The sequence below is a fragment of the Pelagicoccus mobilis genome (assembly GCF_016595505.1).
Lineage (GTDB): Bacteria > Verrucomicrobiota > Verrucomicrobiia > Opitutales > Opitutaceae > Pelagicoccus > Pelagicoccus mobilis.
The window spans coordinates 1-20,389 of the sequence record NZ_JAENIL010000026.1 but is presented as its reverse complement, the minus strand read 5'-3'; the positions used below and the strand labels follow the sequence as shown (position 1 = coordinate 20,389).

16 protein-coding genes are annotated in these 20,389 nt (G+C 54.7%); 14 read left to right on the top strand and 2 right to left on the bottom strand.

All coding sequences use genetic code 11. The features are described 5' to 3' along the window. The 3 genes from JIN87_RS14540 to pta all read left to right on the top strand — a co-directional run bounded on the left by JIN87_RS14540 (nucleotide 1) and on the right by pta (nucleotide 4,394). Entirely contained in the window at nucleotides 1-966 is a 966-nt protein-coding gene (locus tag JIN87_RS14540; protein WP_200356307.1) for a MerR family transcriptional regulator, read from the top strand. Nucleotides 967-1,084: 118 nt separating this feature from the next. Further along, a complete protein-coding gene (locus JIN87_RS14535) occupies nucleotides 1,085-2,281 on the top strand; it encodes an acetate/propionate family kinase (RefSeq protein ID WP_200356306.1) in 1,197 nt (398 codons plus the stop codon). Nucleotide 2,282: 1 nt separating this feature from the next. Beyond that, a complete protein-coding gene (gene pta / locus JIN87_RS14530) occupies nucleotides 2,283-4,394 on the top strand; it encodes a phosphate acetyltransferase (RefSeq protein ID WP_200356305.1) in 2,112 nt (703 codons plus the stop codon). 2 nt (nucleotides 4,395-4,396) lie between these two features. On the opposite strand, the gene JIN87_RS14525 is transcribed toward pta, so the two are convergent. Then, a complete protein-coding gene (locus JIN87_RS14525; RefSeq protein WP_200356304.1) occupies nucleotides 4,397-5,044 on the bottom strand; it encodes a LuxR C-terminal-related transcriptional regulator in 648 nt (215 codons plus the stop codon). Between the two features lie 325 nt (nucleotides 5,045-5,369). Between JIN87_RS14525 and JIN87_RS14520 the strand changes: the two genes are divergently transcribed. Together JIN87_RS14520 and JIN87_RS14515 are read left to right on the top strand one after the other, a co-directional pair. Further along, nucleotides 5,370-6,851 (top strand): SulP family inorganic anion transporter, encoded by a 1,482-nt coding sequence (locus JIN87_RS14520; RefSeq protein ID WP_200356303.1) that lies wholly within the window; start codon nucleotides 5,370-5,372, stop codon nucleotides 6,849-6,851. A 39-nt stretch (nucleotides 6,852-6,890) separates the two neighbouring features. Then, the gene (locus JIN87_RS14515) at nucleotides 6,891-7,745 is read left to right on the top strand and encodes a universal stress protein (protein ID WP_200356302.1); all 855 of its coding nucleotides are present in this window, start codon (nucleotides 6,891-6,893) and stop codon (nucleotides 7,743-7,745) included. A 116-nt stretch (nucleotides 7,746-7,861) separates the two neighbouring features. Here JIN87_RS14515 and rpsU read toward each other — a convergent pair whose 3' ends face one another. After that, entirely contained in the window at nucleotides 7,862-8,059 is a 198-nt protein-coding gene (gene rpsU, locus JIN87_RS14510; RefSeq protein ID WP_008103948.1) for a 30S ribosomal protein S21, read from the bottom strand. Between the two features lie 325 nt (nucleotides 8,060-8,384). Between rpsU and dnaE the strand changes: the two genes are divergently transcribed. The 9 genes from dnaE (at nucleotide 8,385) to JIN87_RS14470 (ending at nucleotide 20,322) form a co-directional block, all read left to right on the top strand. After that, entirely contained in the window at nucleotides 8,385-12,179 is a 3,795-nt protein-coding gene (dnaE, locus tag JIN87_RS14505; protein ID WP_200356301.1) for a DNA polymerase III subunit alpha, read from the top strand. A gap of 151 nt (nucleotides 12,180-12,330) precedes the next feature. Continuing rightward, nucleotides 12,331-12,852, top strand: coding sequence for a response regulator (locus JIN87_RS14500; RefSeq protein ID WP_200356300.1), 522 nt, complete (start codon nucleotides 12,331-12,333; stop codon nucleotides 12,850-12,852). 216 nt (nucleotides 12,853-13,068) lie between these two features. Next, nucleotides 13,069-14,460 carry a DEAD/DEAH box helicase gene (locus JIN87_RS14495; protein ID WP_200356299.1) on the top strand — a complete coding sequence of 464 codons (1,392 nt, stop codon included), beginning with the start codon at nucleotides 13,069-13,071 and terminating at the stop codon, nucleotides 14,458-14,460. Between the two features lie 156 nt (nucleotides 14,461-14,616). After that, nucleotides 14,617-15,363, top strand: coding sequence for a DUF5995 family protein (locus JIN87_RS14490; protein WP_200356298.1), 747 nt, complete (start codon nucleotides 14,617-14,619; stop codon nucleotides 15,361-15,363). Between the two features lie 103 nt (nucleotides 15,364-15,466). Next, nucleotides 15,467-16,693 carry a glycosyltransferase family 4 protein gene (locus JIN87_RS14485; protein WP_200356297.1) on the top strand — a complete coding sequence of 409 codons (1,227 nt, stop codon included), beginning with the start codon at nucleotides 15,467-15,469 and terminating at the stop codon, nucleotides 16,691-16,693. Between the two features lie 5 nt (nucleotides 16,694-16,698). Then, nucleotides 16,699-18,066, top strand: a complete 1,368-nt coding sequence (locus JIN87_RS14480; protein ID WP_200356296.1) for a helix-turn-helix transcriptional regulator — start codon at nucleotides 16,699-16,701, stop codon at nucleotides 18,064-18,066. Nucleotides 18,067-18,206: 140 nt separating this feature from the next. Beyond that, the gene (locus tag JIN87_RS28815) at nucleotides 18,207-18,473 is read left to right on the top strand and encodes a hypothetical protein (RefSeq protein WP_325176391.1); all 267 of its coding nucleotides are present in this window, start codon (nucleotides 18,207-18,209) and stop codon (nucleotides 18,471-18,473) included. After that, nucleotides 18,419-18,979 (top strand): 3-keto-disaccharide hydrolase, encoded by a 561-nt coding sequence (locus tag JIN87_RS28810; protein WP_325176390.1) that lies wholly within the window; start codon nucleotides 18,419-18,421, stop codon nucleotides 18,977-18,979. The genes JIN87_RS28815 and JIN87_RS28810 overlap by 55 nt, the downstream gene beginning before the upstream one ends. A 44-nt stretch (nucleotides 18,980-19,023) precedes the next feature. Continuing rightward, nucleotides 19,024-20,322 (top strand): Gfo/Idh/MocA family protein, encoded by a 1,299-nt coding sequence (locus JIN87_RS14470; protein ID WP_200356294.1) that lies wholly within the window; start codon nucleotides 19,024-19,026, stop codon nucleotides 20,320-20,322. The last annotated feature ends 67 nt before the right edge of the window (nucleotides 20,323-20,389 follow it).

Here is a 20,389-nt window from a genome sequence, read left to right as displayed (position 1 = left end):
ATGAACCTAGAAACAGAAACCGGATACAAAATCGGCACCGCCGCCAAAATGGCAGGCATCTCACCCAACACCATTCGCACTTGGATGCGGCGCGACTACTTCGCCGCCTCGATCGAAACGGAATCCGGCGAGCGCATCCTCAGCAGCCAAGACCTCAAACGCCTCATCAACCTCAAGTCCCTCATCGACCTAGGCGACTCGATCGGACAAATCGCCAGACTCGACAGCGAGGACCTGCAAACGCGCCTCGCGGAGTTGAAGTCCACCAGCGAACTCGCTTTCTCAAACGAAATTCCCTCGCTCTCCAATTTGGAGGCAGGCTTCGTCAGCCCGTCAGCCAGCATAAGGCTAAGCGCCGCCAAGCCGCTATTCTGGAACTCCAAGTCCTTCACCACTCTCGAAGCGCTTTCAGAGTACATCAGCGGAGACCATCACCTGAGTCTCGTCCTCATCGACAGCCAAGGCCCCAATCCCGCAGAAAAATCCGCCGTTCTGGAATTTTCACGACAAAACCCCGACATCACCGTCATTCTCATCTTCGACTTCATGCAGCGAAGCTTGCTCAGGGAACTCGCCAATGCCCAAGTCCACCTCCTGCGTTGGCCGGTCAACAGCATCATGCTCGAGCGATACCTCTACAGTATCATGCCATCCCTCAACAAGGCTCAGACAATCACCCCCACCCAATCAACCGAGCCTCCGCCAAGACTCCTTACCGAAAAACAGCTAACCGAACTCGCTAACTCCGCGCCAGATCTCGATTGCGAATGCCCACGGCACGTGAGCTCACTCATCACTAGCCTCTGCGCCTTCGAGAACTACAGCGAGCAATGCGAAAACGAAACGCAACAAGCCAAAGAACTACACCAATACCTTTACCGCGAAACCGCCAAGGCCCGCCACATCATGGAACACGCCCTCATCAAACTCTGCAAAGAGGACGGAATCCAAATTCCACCTGCCTAAAACTTGCGAATGTCAAATGATGCCGTTAAATAATTACAAAACTTTCTTTAATTAAAGTTTGTAAGAGCACATCGATTAGTCGATATGATGATTCTGATTCACCAAATGCATTCGGCTAATGAACATACTGGTTATAAACTGCGGTAGCTCATCACTAAAATTCTCGGTCATCGATACGGAAACCGGCTCCGATCTCGCTCGCGGACTCTTCGACAAGCTCGGATCCGAATCCCCCAAGTTCAAGATGGAGAGCAGTCTCTTAGACGCTCCCCAGACCGGCAACCTGCCACCAAACGGAGAACACGGTGCGGCCCTTGATACACTCTCGCAATTTCTCGCCTCCGATGCCGTCCAGGTGAAAATTGAAGCCGTCGGTCATCGTGTCGTACATGGCGGAGAGCGCTTCACAGGAGCCTGCCTCATGGACGACGCCGCTCTCGAAGTCGTAAGAGATTGCTCGTCACTTGCGCCGCTGCACAATCCGGCTAATCTACTCGGCATCGAGTCCTCCACACAGCACTTTCCAGATCTTCCCCAAGTAGGCGTCTTCGACACCGCCTTCCACCAAACGATCCAGCCGGAAGCCTACCTCTACCCGATCCCGATGGGACTCTATCGAGAGCACGGCATTCGCCGCTACGGTTTCCACGGATCGAGCCACAAATACGTCACCGCCGAAGCAGCACGCATTCTCGGGAAACCACTCTCCGAAACAAGCATCATCACCGCCCACCTCGGCAACGGCTGTAGCGCCGCGGCAATCGAAAACGGCAGCTGCGTCGATACCACCATGGGACTCACTCCTCTAGAAGGTCTCGTAATGGGAACCCGCAGCGGAGACATCGACCCAGGCATCATCCTGCATCTGAGCAGATCTCTCGGCATGAGTATCGAAGAAATCGATACCACGCTCAACAAAAAGAGCGGACTCCTTGGACTCTCTGAAATGTCCAACGACATGCGCACGCTACGCCAGGCAGCCGCCGAAGGGAACGAGGCCGCAAAACTCGCCGTAACGATCTTCACCCGCCGACTCGCGAAAAGCCTCGCCGCCCTCAGAGCTACGCTCGGCGAGTGCGACGCCCTGATCTTCACTGGCGGAATCGGCGAGAACGATTCAAACGCCCGTGAGGAAACCCTCGCCCGCCTCGCCCACCTCGGCATCGAAATCGATGCAGAAGCCAACCAGAACGCAGGCCGCGACAATCAAGGCATCATTTCCAAACCGAATTCTCCCGTAAAGGCCATCGTCATCCAAACCAACGAAGAACTGATGATCGCCCGCGAAACAGAACAAGTCGTCGGAAACCTTTAAAATGAAGCACGTTTTCTTAACCGTACCGACGGGAGCCAAAGTAGGGCTCTCTACCGTATCCATCGGACTCGTACGAGCCCTCGAGCGGCAAGGTGTCCGCGTCAGCTTCTTCAAGCCGATCGCCCAGCCTGTAACGCCAGACGAGTCTGGAGACCGTTCCACCAGCTTTATCCGAGCGGTGACGACTCTCACGCCTCCCGATCCGATACCGATGGAGGAAGCCAAAAAGCTTCTCAGCGAGGACCACCTAGAGCTCCTCCTCGAAAACATCATCCAGCGCTTCGAGGAAGCAAGCGCAAACGCGGACGTAGTCATCGTCGAAGGCCTTCTGCAAACAGAGCGTTTCCCCATGGGGGCTCGACTCAACTCCAAGCTCGCCCAAACCCTTTCATCGAAACAAATCCTCGTCTCCGCCCTCGGCAACCGAAGCCTGGACAGCTTCAACAAAGAGATCGAACTGTCCGTATCCGATTTCAAAGGACGCGTTGCAGGAGTGGTCATCAACAAGGCGAACATCGAAACCGCCCGCGAAACGATCAACTTCGACGGCATAGGCATCGAGCCTCTCAAGCAATTCATCATCGCGAACTGCCCTGTCTTCAAAAACGAAGACCTTGAGCTCATCGGCATGATCCCTCATGACGAGAAGCTACTCGCTCCTCGCGTCTCAGATGTCGCTCGCCTCATGCAAGCAGAGATTCTGAACGAAGGAGATATGGCAAATCGCCGCGTTTTCCATATCGAGCTCTGCGCCCGCAACGTTCCAAACATGTTGCACACTCTCAAAACAGGCAACCTGCTCGTTACACCTTCAGACCGTAGTGACATTATAATGACAGCCAGCATGGCTTCACTCAATGGCACACGTCTCGCAGGTCTCGTACTCACAAGCGACCAGCGCCCGGATGAACGCATCGTCAAACTTTGCAATATGGCTTGGAAAGGAGGGCTCCCAGTCCTCCGCGTAGGCAAGACCTCCTTCGAAACCGCCCGCGACCTCTACGACATGAATCTGGAGATCGCCCCCGATGACAACGATCGCATCAACCAGGCCATGGAAACAGTTGCGATCAATATCAACAGCAATTGGATACGCAGCACGCTCTCTTCCGAAATGAAGCGGCAGCTCTCGCCTCCCGCATTCCGCCACATGCTGACGCGCTCCGCGCGAAAGACACCCAAGCGGATCGTACTCCCTGAGGGTGACGAACCACGCACCATGCAAGCGGCCGTCAATTGCACCGAACGCGGCATCGCCAAGTGTGTTCTCCTCGGCAACCCCTACGCGATCCAGATGAAGGCGGACGCCATGGGCCTCTCCCTCCCGACTGGACTCGAGATCGTAAATCCCGATGTCATTCGCGAGCGCTACGTCCCCTCTCTCGTCGAGATGCGTAAGCACAAGAACATGACCGAGAAGATCGCTCGCGACCACTTGGAGGATCATGTGATGCTCGGCACCATGATGCTGGCCCATGACGAAGTCGACGGCCTCGTGTCTGGCGCAGTTCACTCCTCGGCCAATACCGTTCGTCCGGCTATGCAATTGATTAAGACCAAGCCGACAGCGAAAATCGCTTCGTCCGTCTTCTTCATGTGTCTGCCCGATCAGGTACTTGTCTACGGTGACTGCGCGATCAATCCAGACCCGAACGCGGAACAACTCGCCGACATCGCGATCCAGTCAGCCGATTCCGCGAAAGCGTTTGGAATCGATCCCCTCGTAGCCATGATCAGCTACAGTACCTTGGGATCTGGAGCAGGAGCAGACGTCGACAAAGTGGTCGAAGCGACTCGCCTCGTCAAGGAGCTCCGCCCTGACCTCGTAGTCGATGGGCCACTACAGTACGACGCGGCAGCGATCGCCGATGTCGCCCGCACCAAGGCTCCCGACAGTCCAGTCGCAGGAAAGGCAAACGTATTCATCTTCCCTGACCTGAATACAGGCAACACCACCTACAAAGCCGTGCAACGTTCCGCGAACGTCATATCGATCGGTCCAATGCTGCAAGGTCTCAGAAAACCAGTAAACGACCTCTCAAGAGGCGCCTTGGTCGACGATATCATCTACACCATCGCCCTCACCGCGGTCCAAGCGCAGCAAAACGACTAGGATCAATCCGCAAATTTAACCGCTACTAGACGATGCTCGACGGCGTAGCGCGTAATCGCTGCGACGTTGTGCACGTCTAGCTTGCGCATCATGCTACAGCGGTGGTTATCCACTGTCTTGACGCTCAGACTTAGCTTCGAGGCGATCTCCTTGTTGCTATTCCCCTCCGCGATCAAGCAGAGCACTTCGCGCTCACGATCGGTCAGACTATCCTTCTGAGCCGCCACTTTCTTCTTGGCGGATACCACGGTACGCAACACTTCGGTGATGTTGAATCCAAAGAAGCAACCACCTTCGTCGACCATTTTTACCGCCTTGAGAAACATCCCAAACTCCACCGACTTCTCTACGAAACCATGAGCTCCCGCTTGCAAGCACGCCTTGATGTTCTCTCCTTCCTTGTCGTCGGAAAAGATTAGGAACCGGGTATCTGGAAGCGCTGCTCGCACCCGCTCGATAAGGCTAGCGCCTTGCCCATCAGGTAAAATCATTTCCAATACGACCAAATGCGGCTTGGCCTCTACGATCTCCTCGATCGCTTCTGTGATTTTTTCTGAAGTACCGGCAACTATGTAGTCACGGGATGACAGACTCTCAGCAAGCATCTGACATACCGCCTTTTGGCCGTCGACAATATAGAGCGTGTTCATTGGTGGGATAACACAAAAAGGCAGGAAACCATACGATTCCCTAGCGAATTTTTTCAAAGATTACGGATGAAGCAGCTAGAGTTGGAGAGATTCTGGGGCTATGACAAATGTAATTCCTGAAGTGAAATCCACTAAGGGCTTTTTTCTAAGTTTTTTCAATTCCTTGCCTTAGTATTGAAAAAAGGGAGCGAACCGCAATCAAGCTTTGGGAATTCAAGCGAAGATTATTGACCCAATCGCTCCCACTACTACCCCTAGGCGGCTTTCCGCCTTGCTTCTCGAGAGCAAGAAGACGGATTCCGTTGTCCGAGCAATTAATTACACCATGAAAAACTCATTCCGAGAAAACTGGATCTCAAACGCTCCGCGCGACCTTCTCGCCGGCACAGTCGTGGCCCTCGCCCTCATCCCTGAGGCGATCGCGTTTTCCATCATCGCGGGTGTAGACCCGAAGGTCGGACTTTACGCCTCCTTCAGCATCGCGGTCATCACCGCTTTTGCAGGCGGACGCCCAGGCATGATCTCCGCCGCCACCGGAGCGATGTCCCTTCTCATGATCGACCTCGTCAAGGACCACGGTCTGCAATACCTCTTTGCCGCCACCGTCCTCACAGGGATAATACAGATAGTCGCCGGCGCACTGAAACTTGGTGACTCCTTAAAGTTCGTCTCCAAATCCGTGATGACCGGATTCGTAAACGCTCTGGCGATCCTCATCTTCATGGCCCAGCTCCCTGAGTTTGCCGGACAAGATTGGCGAATGTACGCCATGGTAGCTGGCGGCTTAGGCATCATCTACCTGCTTCCGCTTTTAACCAAAAGCATCCCTTCACCCCTCGTCTGTATCGTCGTGCTCACAGGTCTCGCCCTCTACTTCGACATGGACTTCCTCCGCACCGTCGGAGACATGGGCGACCTTCCCTCCGCCTTCCCTCCATTCCTAATTCCCGAAGTTCCTTTCAACCTTGAGACACTCCTCATCATTCTGCCTTACTCCGCTCCGCTAGCGGTCGTTGGACTTCTCGAGTCCCTCATGACTTCCACCATAGTCGATGAGTTAACCGATTCCGAGAGCGACAAGAACCGCGAATGCCGCGGCCAAGGCATCGCCAACCTCGTCACAGGTTTCTTCAGCGGCATGGCTGGCTGCGCCATGATCGGCCAATCCGTCATCAACGTAAAATCCGGTGGCCGCGGACGCCTTTCCACTCTCTGGGCCGGCATCTTCCTCCTCATCCTTATCCTTCTTCTAGACGACTGGGTCAGCCGCATCCCGATGGCCGCCCTCGTGGCCGTGATGATCATGGTCTCCATCGGTACCTTCAGCTGGAGCTCGATCATCAACCTTAAGCACCACCCGAAGTTCACCTCATTCGTCATGCTCGCCACCGTCGGCGTCGTGGTCTACACCCACAATCTAGCCCTAGGCGTCTTCGTCGGAATCCTGCTCGGCACCCTCCGCTTCGCCCATAAAATCGCCGAACTCGTCGGCGTCCACAGTACCCGAGAACCCAATACACGCGTACGCACCTACTTCGTCGAAGGACAACTCTTCTTCGTCTCAGCCTCCAACTTCTCGGACAGCTTCGACTTCTCCGAAGTCCTCGAAAAGGTCACCATCGACGTCAGCCGAGCTCACTTCTGGGATCTTTCAGCCGTCGCCTCCCTCGACAAGGTCGTGCTCAAATTCCGCCGTGAAGGAACCGAGGTGGAAATCCTTGGCCTCAACGAAGCAAGCGCTACCCTAGTCGGAAAACTCGCCGTACACGACAAGCCAGGCGCGGACAAAAACCTAGGCGGCCACTAATCCCTTCCCAAAAAACAAACCGATCCCACTCCTTTTCGCATGAAAACAGTTCTCAGCTTCACCGACGGGTCACGTTACGCCGCAAGCGTGTACGACCACGCCCTCTGGGCAGCCCAACAGCTCGACACCCAACTTCGCGTTGTACACACCCTGAACCCACACCGCGAAAAAGCCGCCCTCGCCGACTTCTCAGGCAACATCGGCCCTGAAGCCTACGACAGCTTGATGAACGAGCTCGTTGACGTTGATCGTCAGCGCGCGCGCCTCGCCCAAGCTCGCGGCGAAGCCATCCTCGCCGAGGCCCACCGCCATATCACCGAAGGCGATTTCAAAAACGTCGATACCGAGCTCCGTCACGGACTCTTCGTTGATGTCCTCGAAGACATCCAGGACAACGTCGACCTCATCGTCATCGGCAAACGAGGCCAAAACCACTCCATCGCCATGAAGCACCTCGGCACAAACATCGAGCGTACGCTCCGCGTCGCCAAGTGCCCTGTTCTGGTTTCTGCCCGAGCCTTCAAACCCGTCAAACGCTGCCTCCTCGCCTACGACCACGGACCTAGCGCGATCAAGGCCCTCGATTTCATCGCCACCCACTCCCTCCTTAAGGACGTCGAAATCGACATCCTCCTAGTCGGCCGCGACGACGATCGCCACCGCAACGAAGTAAGAGACGCGGCAGAAAAACTGACCCAAGCAGGCTTCACCACCACTTCCCGAATCCTTGACGGCGAGCCCGCCAAGGTGATCACCGATCAGGTCGAAAACCACGACTACGATCTCCTCGCCATGGGCGCCTACGGACACTCCCGAGCAAAACGCCTACTCATCGGCAGCACAACCGCCACCTTGGCTCGCGACTGCCACGTACCCATCCTAATGTTCCGCTAGGAACGAAAAAACGGTAGGGCGTGACCGCCGCGTCACGCCTCCAACATCAGACGGCACAAAAAAAGACTCTCCTAGCTCGGAGAGTCTTTTTGAAATTCTAACGAGTAAGTATCGACTTAGTTGTCGTACTTGCAGCGGATCATGTTGTTGAACGCTGCTACCTTCTTCTGGCGACGCTTGGTCTGCGAAGGCTTTTCGAAGTAGCGGTTAGCGCGTACGTCCTTGATGACGCCTTCGCGGTCGAGCTTCTTCTTCAGACGGCGGAGTGCACGTTCTACTGGTTCGTTTTTGCGGATTTTTACTTCGATTGCCATGATGGAAAAATTGAAAGACGCCCAACAAGGGACTTTTCCCCCTCCTCGTCAACCCATTTTTGGCTCCTTCCCTTTAAATAAGAACAGGATCGCAAAAAGTGTCTTCAAGAACGGCCTTCAAACTACCTGCTTTTGCTGGTTTCGTCAAATTGACTCCCATGCTGCTTATTTCCCATATCAAGGGCTCGGACCAACAGCAAATTCCCGTTACAGCAAGATCCTCAAGAGCTTGCAAATGCGGTGAATAACCCCTGCGCAACCTTGTGAACAAGTCCGCATTTCTTTGCTTTGAAAATCCGGTAAACACCGCTTTCCTTCCTCGCTTATGTCGAATCCCGCAGAAGGCCCCTTTGTCCATCTTCACAACCACACTCACTACTCCCTCCTAGACGGCTGCGCCAAGCCAGCCCGCGCCGCACAACGCTGCGTCGAACTCGGCATGCCAGCCCTCGCCATGACCGACCATGGCAATCTCTTTGGCGCCATCGACTTCTACCGTTCCTGCAAGAAGGCCGGCATCAAGCCGCTCATCGGTTGCGAACTCTACTACGTCAACGACCACAAGCAGTCCGAACGCCCTCGCCGCGAACGCAAACGAACTGACGATATTGGCGACATCCCCGAAGATTACATCCCACCCAAGGAGGATTTTCCAAAGTACCAGATCCACCACAAAGGTGTCATCGCCAAAGATTTCGAGGGCTACCAAAATCTCTGTAAGCTCGTCTCCGACGCCCACGTAAACGGGGTCTACTACAAGCCGCGCGCCGATATCGAAACCCTCGCCAAGTACTCCAAAGGCCTGATCGGCCTCTCCGGCTGCATCAATGGCGTCGCCGCCCAGTACCTCATCTACGGTGACGAAGAAAACGCCCGCAAAGCCACCGCCAACTTCGTCGACATCTTCGGCAAGGAAAACTACTTTATCGAAATCCAGGACCACGGCATGCCGGTACAGCGCCGTATAATCCCAGGCCTCCTCAAGCTCGCCAAGGAGTTCGACCTGAAGGTCATCTGCGCCAACGACTCCCACTACGTCTACAAGGAGGACGCCCTCCCCCACGATGCCTTGCTCTGTATCCAGACTGGCAAGATCATCAATGACGAGAATCGCATGAAGTACCCTTCCCAGGAGTTCTACCTCAAGAGCCGCCAGGAAATGTACGAGATCTTCAAAGAGGTTCCGGAGTCACTCGACAACACTGTGCATGTCGCGGATATGGTCGACCTGGAGATCACCTTCGGCGAGGACCACTACCCGATTTTCGAGTGTCCTCCAGAACTTGGATACAAAGATGACCACGCGTCCTTCGACCGTGTCCTCGACATCTACGAATTCGAAAAGACGAAGGTCAACAAGCAGAACGGCGACGACACCGTCTGCAAACTCACCCCAGAAGAACGCGCCGGACATAAGAAAAACGGCTTCGTACTACTAGACCTTTGTAAACAAGGCCTCAAAGAGCGCTACGGAGTCGACTACGATAACCGCTCCGCTTATGTGCCCAAGGAAGGCCAACGCGAAGATTTCGCTGAATTTGTCTGTCAACAGATGGACTTCCAGCTGGCCATCATCACTGGAACCGGCTTCGTCGACTACTTCCTCATCGTTTGGGACTTCATCAATTTTGCACGTAGCCAAGACATCCCCGTCGGGCCAGGCCGTGGATCGGGTGCAGGCTGTATCATCGCCTATGTATTGAAGATTACCGATATCGACCCACTCCGGTTTGGTCTTCTCTTCGAGCGTATGCTCAACCTCGAGCGTGTTTCCCCGCCTGACTTCGATATCGACTTCTGTATGCGTCGTCGTGACGTAGTGGTAAATTACGTACGCGACAAGTACGGCCACGACTCCGTCGCCAACATCATCACCTTCGGTACCTTCGGGGCGAAGATGATCGTCCGCGACCTCGCTCGTGTAAACGACCTGCAGTTCGCCGAAGCCGACAAGCTCGCAAAGATGATCCCGGACGAGCTCAACATCTCGCTCGACGACTCCGTGGAGAAGTCCGCAGATCTGCGCAATGAGATCCAGCACAACCCCGTCGCCAAGAAGATCGTCGAACACGGCAAGGTCATCGAAGGCATGGTTCGCAACACCGGCAAGCACGCCTGTGGTATCATCATCGGCGACCAGCCCATCCACAACCTCGTCCCGGTCACCAAACAAGAAGGCGACCTCACCACCCAGTATCCAAAGGGACCATCCGAGGACCTCGGTCTCCTCAAGATGGACTTCCTCGGGCTCAAGACGCTCACCGTCATCTCCGACGCCCAGGACAACATCAAGCAAACTCAGAATCTCCCCGATTTCGACATCGAGAAGGTTTCGCTCGAGGATCCGAAAACCTACGACCTACTCAACGCCGGCAACACCGTCGGCGTGTTCCAGCTAGAGTCGGGTGGCATGCAGAACCTCTGCAAGCAGATCGGCTTGTCTGTCTTCGAGGAAATTATCGCGTTGATCGCCCTGTATCGACCAGGGCCGATGCAGTTCATTCCACAGTTCATCGAAGGTAAGCGCGACCCGAAGAAGATCCAGATTCCTCACCCACTACTCAAGGAACTCGTATCCGAGACCTATGGCGTCCTTGTCTATCAGGAGCAGGTTATGGAATCAGCTCGTATCATCGCGGGCTATACACTTGGCGGTGCGGACATGCTTCGCCGTGCGATGGGTAAGAAGATCGCTTCCGTTATGGAGGCCCAAAAGCAGATCTTCGTCGACGGAGCTGAAGCGACTCACGGCATCAAGGAAAAGGAAGCTCTTAGCATCTTCGCTATCCTGGAGAAATTCGCCCAGTACGGTTTCAACAAGTCCCACTCCGCAGCTTATGCGATGCTTTCGTATCGTACCGCCTTCCTCAAAGCGAACTACCCGGTTGAGTTCATGGCGGCCCTTCTATCCGCGGAGCTTGGCAACGCGGACAAGGTTTCCCATTTCATCGATGAAGCCAATAGCATGGGCATTCGTGTCCTCAGCCCGGACATCAACAAGTCCAACGAAATGTTCACCCCAGTTCTCGATGCAGAGGAAGGAGACGAACATCTCGGCTCCATCCTCTTCGGTATGGGTGCGGTCAAGGGCGTGGGCGACGCCGCTGCCAAAACCATCATCGCGGAACGCGAAGAGAATGGTCCCTACGAGGGTCTAGACGAGTTGCTCGAGCGTGTGGATACAAAATCCGTCAATCGTCGCGTACTCGAGTGCTTGATCAAAACCGGAGCCTTCGACTTCACCGGAGAGCCTCGTGGTTGCCTTTTCGACCGACTCGAAGGTGCCATGAGCCAGGCGGCCGAACAACAGAGAGACCGGGAAGCCGGACAAAACTCGTTCTTCGACATGCTCGCCGAGGAACCTGCCCCCGCTAAAGGCGGCTCCGATCGCCCTGCCGTCAAACAGTGGGATCCTCGCAAACAGTTCACCAAGCCGGAAATGCTCCAATACGAAAAGGAGCTCCTCGGCTTCTACGTATCCGGGCATCCACTCGATGAATACAAAGGCCTTGCTGAGGCGCTCACTAACTTCGACTTGGAGAAAGTCGACGAACTCGGTGACAAAGTTGAGTTCCAAGCCTGCGGCGTCGCTGGTGGCGTAGTCAAAAAACTCTCCCGCCGCGACAACCGCCCCTGGGCCTTCTTCAACTTGGGAACCCGCAAAACCTCGCTCACCGTCAATTGCTACGCGGACGCATTCGAGGAATACGGCCACAACCTGGAAAACGACGCCCTCATCGTCATCAAAGGCACCGTCATCAGACGCGACGGCGAAGTCCGGCTCAACGTTCTCGAAGTCCATCCGCTCCCCTCCTTCCTCCCCGGTCAGATCAAACACATCACTTGGGTGCTCGACCCGGACAAGGACACAGACGACTTCCTCTACAAATTCCGGGCGGCCCTCGACAACAGCAGAGGCTCCACCGGAAACTCCATCGCCTTCCGCATCACCGACAGCTGCATCACTTCCGGCCAGACCGCAAAATCCTTGAGCTGGAGAGTAAACACCAAAGAGTGGAGCGAACTCAGAAAAAATCCCGCCGTTGTCGGCTGCATCGTCGAGACCGAACCTGTAAAGGTAAAGCAACGCGAACGACGCTGGGCCCCTAAAGCGAGCTGACGGGGCACACCTCAGCCCACAAGTACGTATTCACACTAGTTCTTTTCCGGAAAAATCCACTTTTCCGGAAAAAACCGGTGTATTCTACGCATACAAGGTCAAGAAGAGCCCCCTAGGGTCGATCCCCAAAGAGCCCGAAATCCGCCTTGCCATGAGTTCATCACGCTCCAAACACCGCATCCTCGTCGTCGAAGACGATCGTACCTCCCGCAAACTCCTTAGCCGTATCCTAGAACAAGACGGATACGACGTAATAGAATGCGAAGAAGGTCGCGATGCCCTTCATTTCGCTGAAATGAACGCCCCGCGAGCCATGGTGATAGACATCATGCTACCTGATATGAAGGGGCACAAAATCCTCGAGGAGCTCGAGAGCAACAAAGACTGCCGCTTCACCAAGTACATTTTCCTGACTGGGATCCTTTCCAAAAAAGATCGATCCAAGAAGTACTTCTTCCAACTGAACGGCAAACGTTACCGAGCCCTCCCCAAGCCCGTTAGCAAGAGCAAGCTCCTCAAGCAGCTCGCAAACTGCGTTAACGCATCGATCGAAGAGGAGCACGCAGAGAGACGCGCGAACAGCGAGCGCAGCTCTCTGCCTCCCCTCAAATCCCTTCGAGAACAGATCGAAGAAACGAGCGAAGAGGAAGAAGAGGTCGTCCTCGCCCTTTGAGGCTTGTTCACTTTTTCCTAGGCGAACGCCGCGCTTTGCGCTACCAATCCGCCCCTTCCATGAAGCGGTTCGCCCTCTGATCGGCAATCGCATCGCATCGACAGAAAACAACTTCTGACGCCGCGAACTCAACAGCGCCCAATCGGGCAAAGCAGTCGTCAGATCGGAGCCAACGCGAAAACGCGTGTGGCCGCGACCGCTTCCAACGCACACCAAATGCCATTCGACCAACTCGGACTACGTCCGGAAATCACTGATGCTGTCGCCGCCAAAGGCTACACGGAACCATCACCCATCCAGGCCAAAGCCATTCCCGCCATCCTCGAAGGGAAAGACGTCCTAGGAGGCGCTCAAACCGGAACCGGTAAAACCGCCGCCTTCAGCCTCCCCCTATTGCACAGGCTCTCCCAGTCGCAGTTCAAAAACAAGCGGCCACGCGCCCTGGTTCTCGCGCCGACCCGCGAACTCGCAGCTCAGGTTCATCAGAGCATCATCGACTACGGTTCCGAACTACGGCTCCACTCGGCCTGCTTCTTCGGTGGCGTAAACATCAATCCGCAGATAACCAAGCTCCGCCGTGGAGTCGACATCATCGTCGCCACCCCAGGACGCCTGCTCGACCTCTGCGAACGCCGCGAGGCCAATCTCGGAGCCATCGAAACTCTCGTCCTCGACGAAGCCGATCGCATGTTGGATATGGGCTTCATCCACGACATTAAGAAGGTTCTTAAACTTCTCCCCAAAGAACGCCAAAACCTCTTCTTCTCCGCCACCTACGCCAAAGAAGTAAAAAAGCTCGCCGACACGATTCTGCGAAATCCAGTCGAGGTGGAAGTCGCCCCACGCAACTCCACCGCAGACCAGATCGCCCAAGAGGCCTACTCAATCGGTCAAAAGAACAAGCGCACCGCCCTCTCCGCCCTCATTCAAGACGGCGACTGGCAGCAAGTCCTTGTATTCACTCGCACCAAACACGGAGCAAACCGCCTCGCCAAGCAACTCGAGTCCGACGGCATCACAGCCTCCGCTATCCACGGCAACAAGAGCCAATCCGCTCGCGAACGCGCCCTCGAAGACTTCAAAACCAACTACATCCGCGTCCTCGTCGCCACCGATATTGCCGCCCGCGGCATCGACATCGCGGACCTTCCACATGTAGTTAACTTCGAACTACCAAATATACCTGAAGACTACGTGCACCGCATCGGACGCACCGGACGAGCAGGCAAAAAAGGCAAGGCCATCTCCCTCGTATCCAACGACGAAGAAGCCTATCTCGTCGCGATCGAGAAACTGCTAAAACGCGAGATCAAGCTCCTTGAACTCAGCCCTAAAGGCAAGATCGGCAACGAAGCGAAACGCATCACCAACCCACAAAAGCCCAAGAAAAAGGCGAAGCAACAACCCGCGCGCCACGATCGTTCGAAGCCCAGACCTAAGAAAGGCAAAGACGAGCAGCAACGTAACAGCCAACGTCCCGCGAATTCGAAGCCCTCGCGTCCCCGCAAAAATCGCAAGCCACAAACGAGCAGCAATTCTGAAGCCGCTCCCGCGAAACCTGCAGCTCCGAGCCGCCGAAATCGCTCTCGCCCACGTAACAGATGGTAGGACCACTCGTACGTCGGTAGCCACTTCTAGACCTTCCTCGATTCATACAAAAATCGAGAAGGTTCATAATCTAGCGACCATTGTTGCAGTCGCCCCCAAGCACGTGTAGAGCTAGTTTCTTCACGTGCTTTGCTCTATCCAACTCTCGACTTAAACATGCCTGATTCCATCGACGCAGTCATAGAAGAACTAGATGCCATCGTCAAAAACAGCATCGAACAAGCAAGCCCACTAGGCTACTTCGCCGCATTGTACAAACGAGTAACCATCCAAGTACGAGACGCGATTAAAGAAAATCGTTTCGAGGATAACGAGCGTATGGAGAAACTGGATATCATCTTCGCCAATCGATATCTAGAAGCCTACCGCTCCTTTCAGGAAGACAAAGTCCCAACACAGTCCTGGCAGGTCGCGTTCAAGCAAGCCGACTCAAACAAGCTAATCGTTTTGCAGCACCTTCTTCTCGGCATGAGCGCCCATATCAACCTCGATCTCGGTATTGCCGCGGCCCAAGCCACTAGAGAGAACCCGCTCGCCAGCAAGTCCGATTTCATGAGCATCAACAAGATTCTCAGCGACCTGATCAACGATACCCAAACACGGCTCACCCGCATCTTCCGTCCTCTCGGACTCATAGACCGCCTACTCGGTCCCATCGACGAGAAACTCAGCCTATTCAGTATCGGCTACGCCAGAGACAAAGCCTGGACCCAAACACTCGAACTAAGCCTCAGCAACGGAAGCGAACAACTCAAACTCATTGCTGAGCGTGATCAAGCCGTCGCAAACTTCTCCTCCAGCTTAGTCCGCCCTCCAAAGATTAGCCTCAGGATCCTGCTCCGTCTGATCCGCCTACTGGAACGAGGCCGCGTCTCGGACCGTATCAAAACCTTAGATACTTAAATGTGGATTAGGAATGATCCTTAACGCCGACGAAGCGGTCCCAATAATTCGACAACTTTAGGCTCGTCACTAGATTGCCAAAAAGCGAAGAACTCAGCGAAACATGAGAGTTTTGATAGTCGGAAAAATTTGGCCGGAGCCTACTTCATCCGCCGCTGGCACACGTACCCACGATCTCATTCGTGCACTGGTCTCTCGCAATTGGGAACTCCACTTCGCCTGCTCCGCTCAGACGAGCCCTTACAGTTCTCAGCTCTCTGAACTCTTCCCAGTTCAAACTCACGAAATCGAACTCAACTCCTCAAGCTTCGATCTCTGGGTCCAAGCACTAGGGCCTGACATCGTAATTTTCGACCGATACATGACCGAAGAGCAATTCGGCTGGCGAGTCGCTCAAAGCTGCCCCAACGCTCTACGCGTAATCGATACCAGCGATCTTCACTGTCTACGCGAAGCTCGACACCAGAGCCTAAAAACCGGGCAACCAATAAACCTGCAAAACGAAACAGCGCTCCGAGAAATCGCAGCCATCCTGCGTTCCGACCTATCACTTATCATTTCCGAAACGGAAATGGAGATCCTGTCAAAACACTTTCACGTCCCTCAAAACAGCATCGCCTACTGGCCATTCGCCCTCCCTCGCCCACAACAGGACTCCCCAACGTTCTCGGAGCGGGAACACTTCGTGATGATCGGCAGCTTTCTCCACGAGCCCAACTGGGACGCCGTCCGTTTCTGCAACGAAGCCATCTGGCCTAAAATCCGCGAAAAACTTCCAGAAGCCCAACTCCACGTCTACGGCTCCTACCCGCCGCCCAAAGCGCAACAACTCCACAACGAGTCAAAAGGCTTCCATGTTCTCGGCAGAGCGAAAAACGCCATAGAAACCCTTTCCCGCTACCGCCTGAACCTCGCCCCACTTCGCTTCGGAGCTGGCTTAAAAGGCAAAATCGTCGACGCCTTCCTCGCTGGCACGCCCAGTATCGCTACCCCCATTGCAGTCGAAGGCATGGGAAACAACACCGACTGGAGCAGTCAAGTATCCGACGATCCCCTACAATTCGCAAACGAAGCATCCAGACTTTACCAAGATCAAATTGCCTGGTCACAAGCACAGGCAAACGGCTACCAGATCGCAGAGACACGCTTCGCTGAATCCGAATGGCTACCAAGGCTTCCCGAAATCCTCGAGAAAGCCCAAGCCAACAGAGAAGAAAACCGGAAACGCAACTTCGTGGGCCAACTCCTAAACCACCACCATCACCGTTCTACGGAATTCATGTCCCGCTGGATTGAGGCCAAGAATCGCAATCAACCTCACTCCCCATAGTTCATATGTCCGAATTGCCCACCGAAGAGCAGCTCAGCCACACAGTCACCCACCTACTGGCCCCATCGCTATCCGCACTCATTTTCCTATTTGTGCTAGTGTACTTCAGCCTGGTCAGGAAGCGTATCAGCCACGTCTACCCCTACTATGCGCTCTTTCTAAGCTCCTTTGTCATCTTCCTCATCGGCCGTCCCATCCAGGCATATACCTCGTATTTAAACGGCAACGACACCCTCTTTATTCGGTTCATCATTCTCTACGGGATAGGAATCCCTTCCCTACTGGTTGCCGCCTCAATCCAATCTGGCATCAAAAATAGGAAGACCTGGCTACGCTACTCCTACGCCTTGGGCATGCTTATCGCCGTTCTCTACTGTATCAGCGTCGACGCGGCCATTCATGAACGATACGTATCCAGCAAACTCCTAAGCGATCTCGGACTCCCCGTTTCACTAAGCGTCGCTCATACCTTTCAAGTACTAGGAGCGATACTCCTGCTTGTCATTCCCTGCTCCCTACTCCTCGTCACGGAGCTTCGCTCCGAACGTAAGCCCCAATTAATCGCCTACCTGAGTGGCTCTCTTATTTTCGGAATTCTCATTACCATCGCCATCGTCAAGCCGATGAAGCTCGAATACATGTATATCGGCTCGATTCTCACCGCCATCATCTGGGTTTGGGCAGTGTTTCGAGACATCGGTGAAATGACTGGCCGAGTCGGCATGCTGAAAGACGAGCTGCAAATGCTTGTCCGTTCTGGAAGCCCATCAATCACTCCTGAGGTCGAGCGCCTCCTTGACGATCTCGAGCGACACTCGGAAGGGAATCTCGACATCTACAAAATGCGTGTCCGCGAGATTCTTAGCCGAATCGCCGACTCCACAATCGAAGCCGGTGGCGACTCCGAGGAGCTCCTCAAGCGAAACCGAGATCGATCCCAAGCCGCCGATGCAGCCCAGGCTCCAGAGGATCTCCGTAGAATCGTCACCGACGAGGCGGTTGCCCTCTCCGAACTGATCGCTTCTATCCCGGATACACCAAGCAGTCCGATCGTCGAAAATGCGAAATCCTACATCGCTGAACACTTCAAAGAAGCCATCACCGTTGATCAGATCGCTGAACACCTGAACGTCAGCCGCTCCCACTTCATGCGTCGTTTCAAGCTAGAGACCGGCAAAACGGTAAACCAGCATATCACTGGAGTGCGCATCCAAAACGCGAAACAACTGCTGCGGACCCAATCTGTGACCGAAACAGCGTTCGCCGTAGGCTTCAACGACTCCAATTACTTCAGCACTGTATTCAAAAAACAAACCGGCAAGACACCACTTGAGTACAAAAAGGTGAACGACGATACAAATAACCAAGCCTAGGGAGGAATATCAAAACGACCACTACAGTCTATTGTTCAACAACTTACGCGCATATCGCACGATTTTAGAGATCAGGAAGCACGAATTTCGAGGCACTAGCGTGAGGGATCCGCTAGATTGGGGCCACACGAACCCCACGTATGAAAAGATTCCTAATCGCTATAATCTGCCTCCTTCCGTTTGCCTCAATGCAAGCGGAGGATGGCTTCCAAATCTACAAGCTCAAAGGCTACGAAGGTCTCCCAAAAATCGGAGACACAGAGTTCACCGTCCACCAGCCAGACCGTCCTCAGCCACCACGGGTACAGCCCCCCGGGGACGACGGCAGCATCGGCACTCCGACGCTAAAGTCATTTTCGACGGCACTTCTCTCGACCAATTCCAAGAGAACGAGTGGAAGATCGTAGATGGCAATCTTATCGCCACTCACAAAGGGCTCGTCACTAAAGGTCACTTCGGCGACTTCCAGATGCACGTGGAGTGGAAAACGCCTGAGGATCCATCCAAGGCCCCCAAGCCGGGCGACATCGGCAACAGCGGTCTCTACATCATGCGGCGCTACGAGCTGCAGGTTTACGATTCCTACTCCTGCAAAATCTACGCCGACGGATCCGCCGGCGCCATATACGGCCAAACGCCTCCCCTCGTAAACGTTTGCCGCAAGCCCGGCGAATGGCAGAGTTTCGATATCGTCTTCACCGCCCCCGTATTCGACGGCGAGAAACTCGCCTCCCCGGCTCGGATTACCGTCTTCCACAACGGCGTTCTGATCCAAAACGACACCGAAATTTTGGGTCCTACCAAACACAAGCAAGCCAGACCCTGGGTCGCTCATCCAGCCAAGCAACCGATCGTCTTCCAAGCCCACGGCAGCCCTGTCGCCTACCGCAACATCTGGATACGCGAACTCTAGCGCCGCTTCATACCTCATAAATCATTAATTCATACATTAAGCACATGAACCGCAGAACTTTCATCAACAAGTCTTCCGCCGCCGGCCTCGCAGCCGCTGCGATTGCCCCGACCATTCTACCTTCCACCCTTTTCGGAGCCAACGCTCCTTCCAAGAAGGTGACACTCGGTGTCATTGGCCTCGGTCCGCAGGGCATGAAGTCTAACCTAGCAGGTATGCTCCGACATCCGAAAGCCCAAGTAGTCGCGGTCTGCGACTGCAAGCTAAGCCTTGCCCATGAAGCGAAAATCATGGTCGACAAAGAATACGGAAACCAAGACTGCAAGGTGTACCAAGATTTTCGCGACATAATCTCTCGCAAAGACATCGACGCAGTTGTCATCTCCACTCCCGACCATTGGCACGTCCCTATGTCCATGATGGCGCTCGACGCTGGCAAGGACGTCTTCTGCGAAAAACCAAGCCTTACCATCACCGAAGGTCGCGATCTCGTCGAACACGCCACCAAACTTGGCAAGGTCTTCCAATGGGGAATCGAGGACCGCAGCTTCATCAAGTACTGGATGCTCGCTGGCATCGCCCGCACCGGAGCCATCGGAAAGATCCACTCTGTAGAATGTTGTCAGCCCTATAAACCACTCTACGACAAGGAAGCCCCCGGCCCAATCCCTGCCGACCTCGACTGGAATCTCTGGCTTGGCCCAGCCCCTTGGGTTGAACACACTCCTCGCATAACTGAACGCCAACGCTGGCGTCAAAACACCGACTACTCCGGTGGCAGCCTTACCGACTGGGGTTCCCACCTTTGCGACACTGCCCAGATCGCCATCGGCATGGAGAACATCGGTCCCTCAGAGATTCTAGGCACGAGCAACCAGCTTCCGGATACATCCTACGTCAATACACCATCCGGCTACGATGTTCTCTACCGTTACTCCAACGATGCGACCATCCGCGTTCGTGACACCGCCAAAAGAATCTCTATCCGCATCGAAGGCACCGAAGGTTGGGTCGAGTGCAAGAAATGGAACGGTGAACTCGCCGCCAGCGACATGAATCTCTTCCGCAACAAGGAACTCGGCAACCACCCGGACTACTGGCCACGTCCCGATCGCGAGCAAAAGGAATTCATCGACGCTGTCATCAGCCGAGGTCAGACTTCCTACAATGCCGAAGCCGGTCATCGTCTCGCCACTACACTCCACCTCGGACACATAGCCATCCGCTCCGGCGAGACCATCCATTGGGATCCAAAAACAGAGTCCTTCACAAAGGACGCTGCCGAACACAAAGCCAGCATCATCTACCAACGCGAATCCCGCGACTGGGAGAAAAGCTCATAGTGTCAGCCCTCACACGTAGCGCGGTGCTTTAGCCCGCGTCCGTAGAATACCCAGGCCTGAGAGCTGA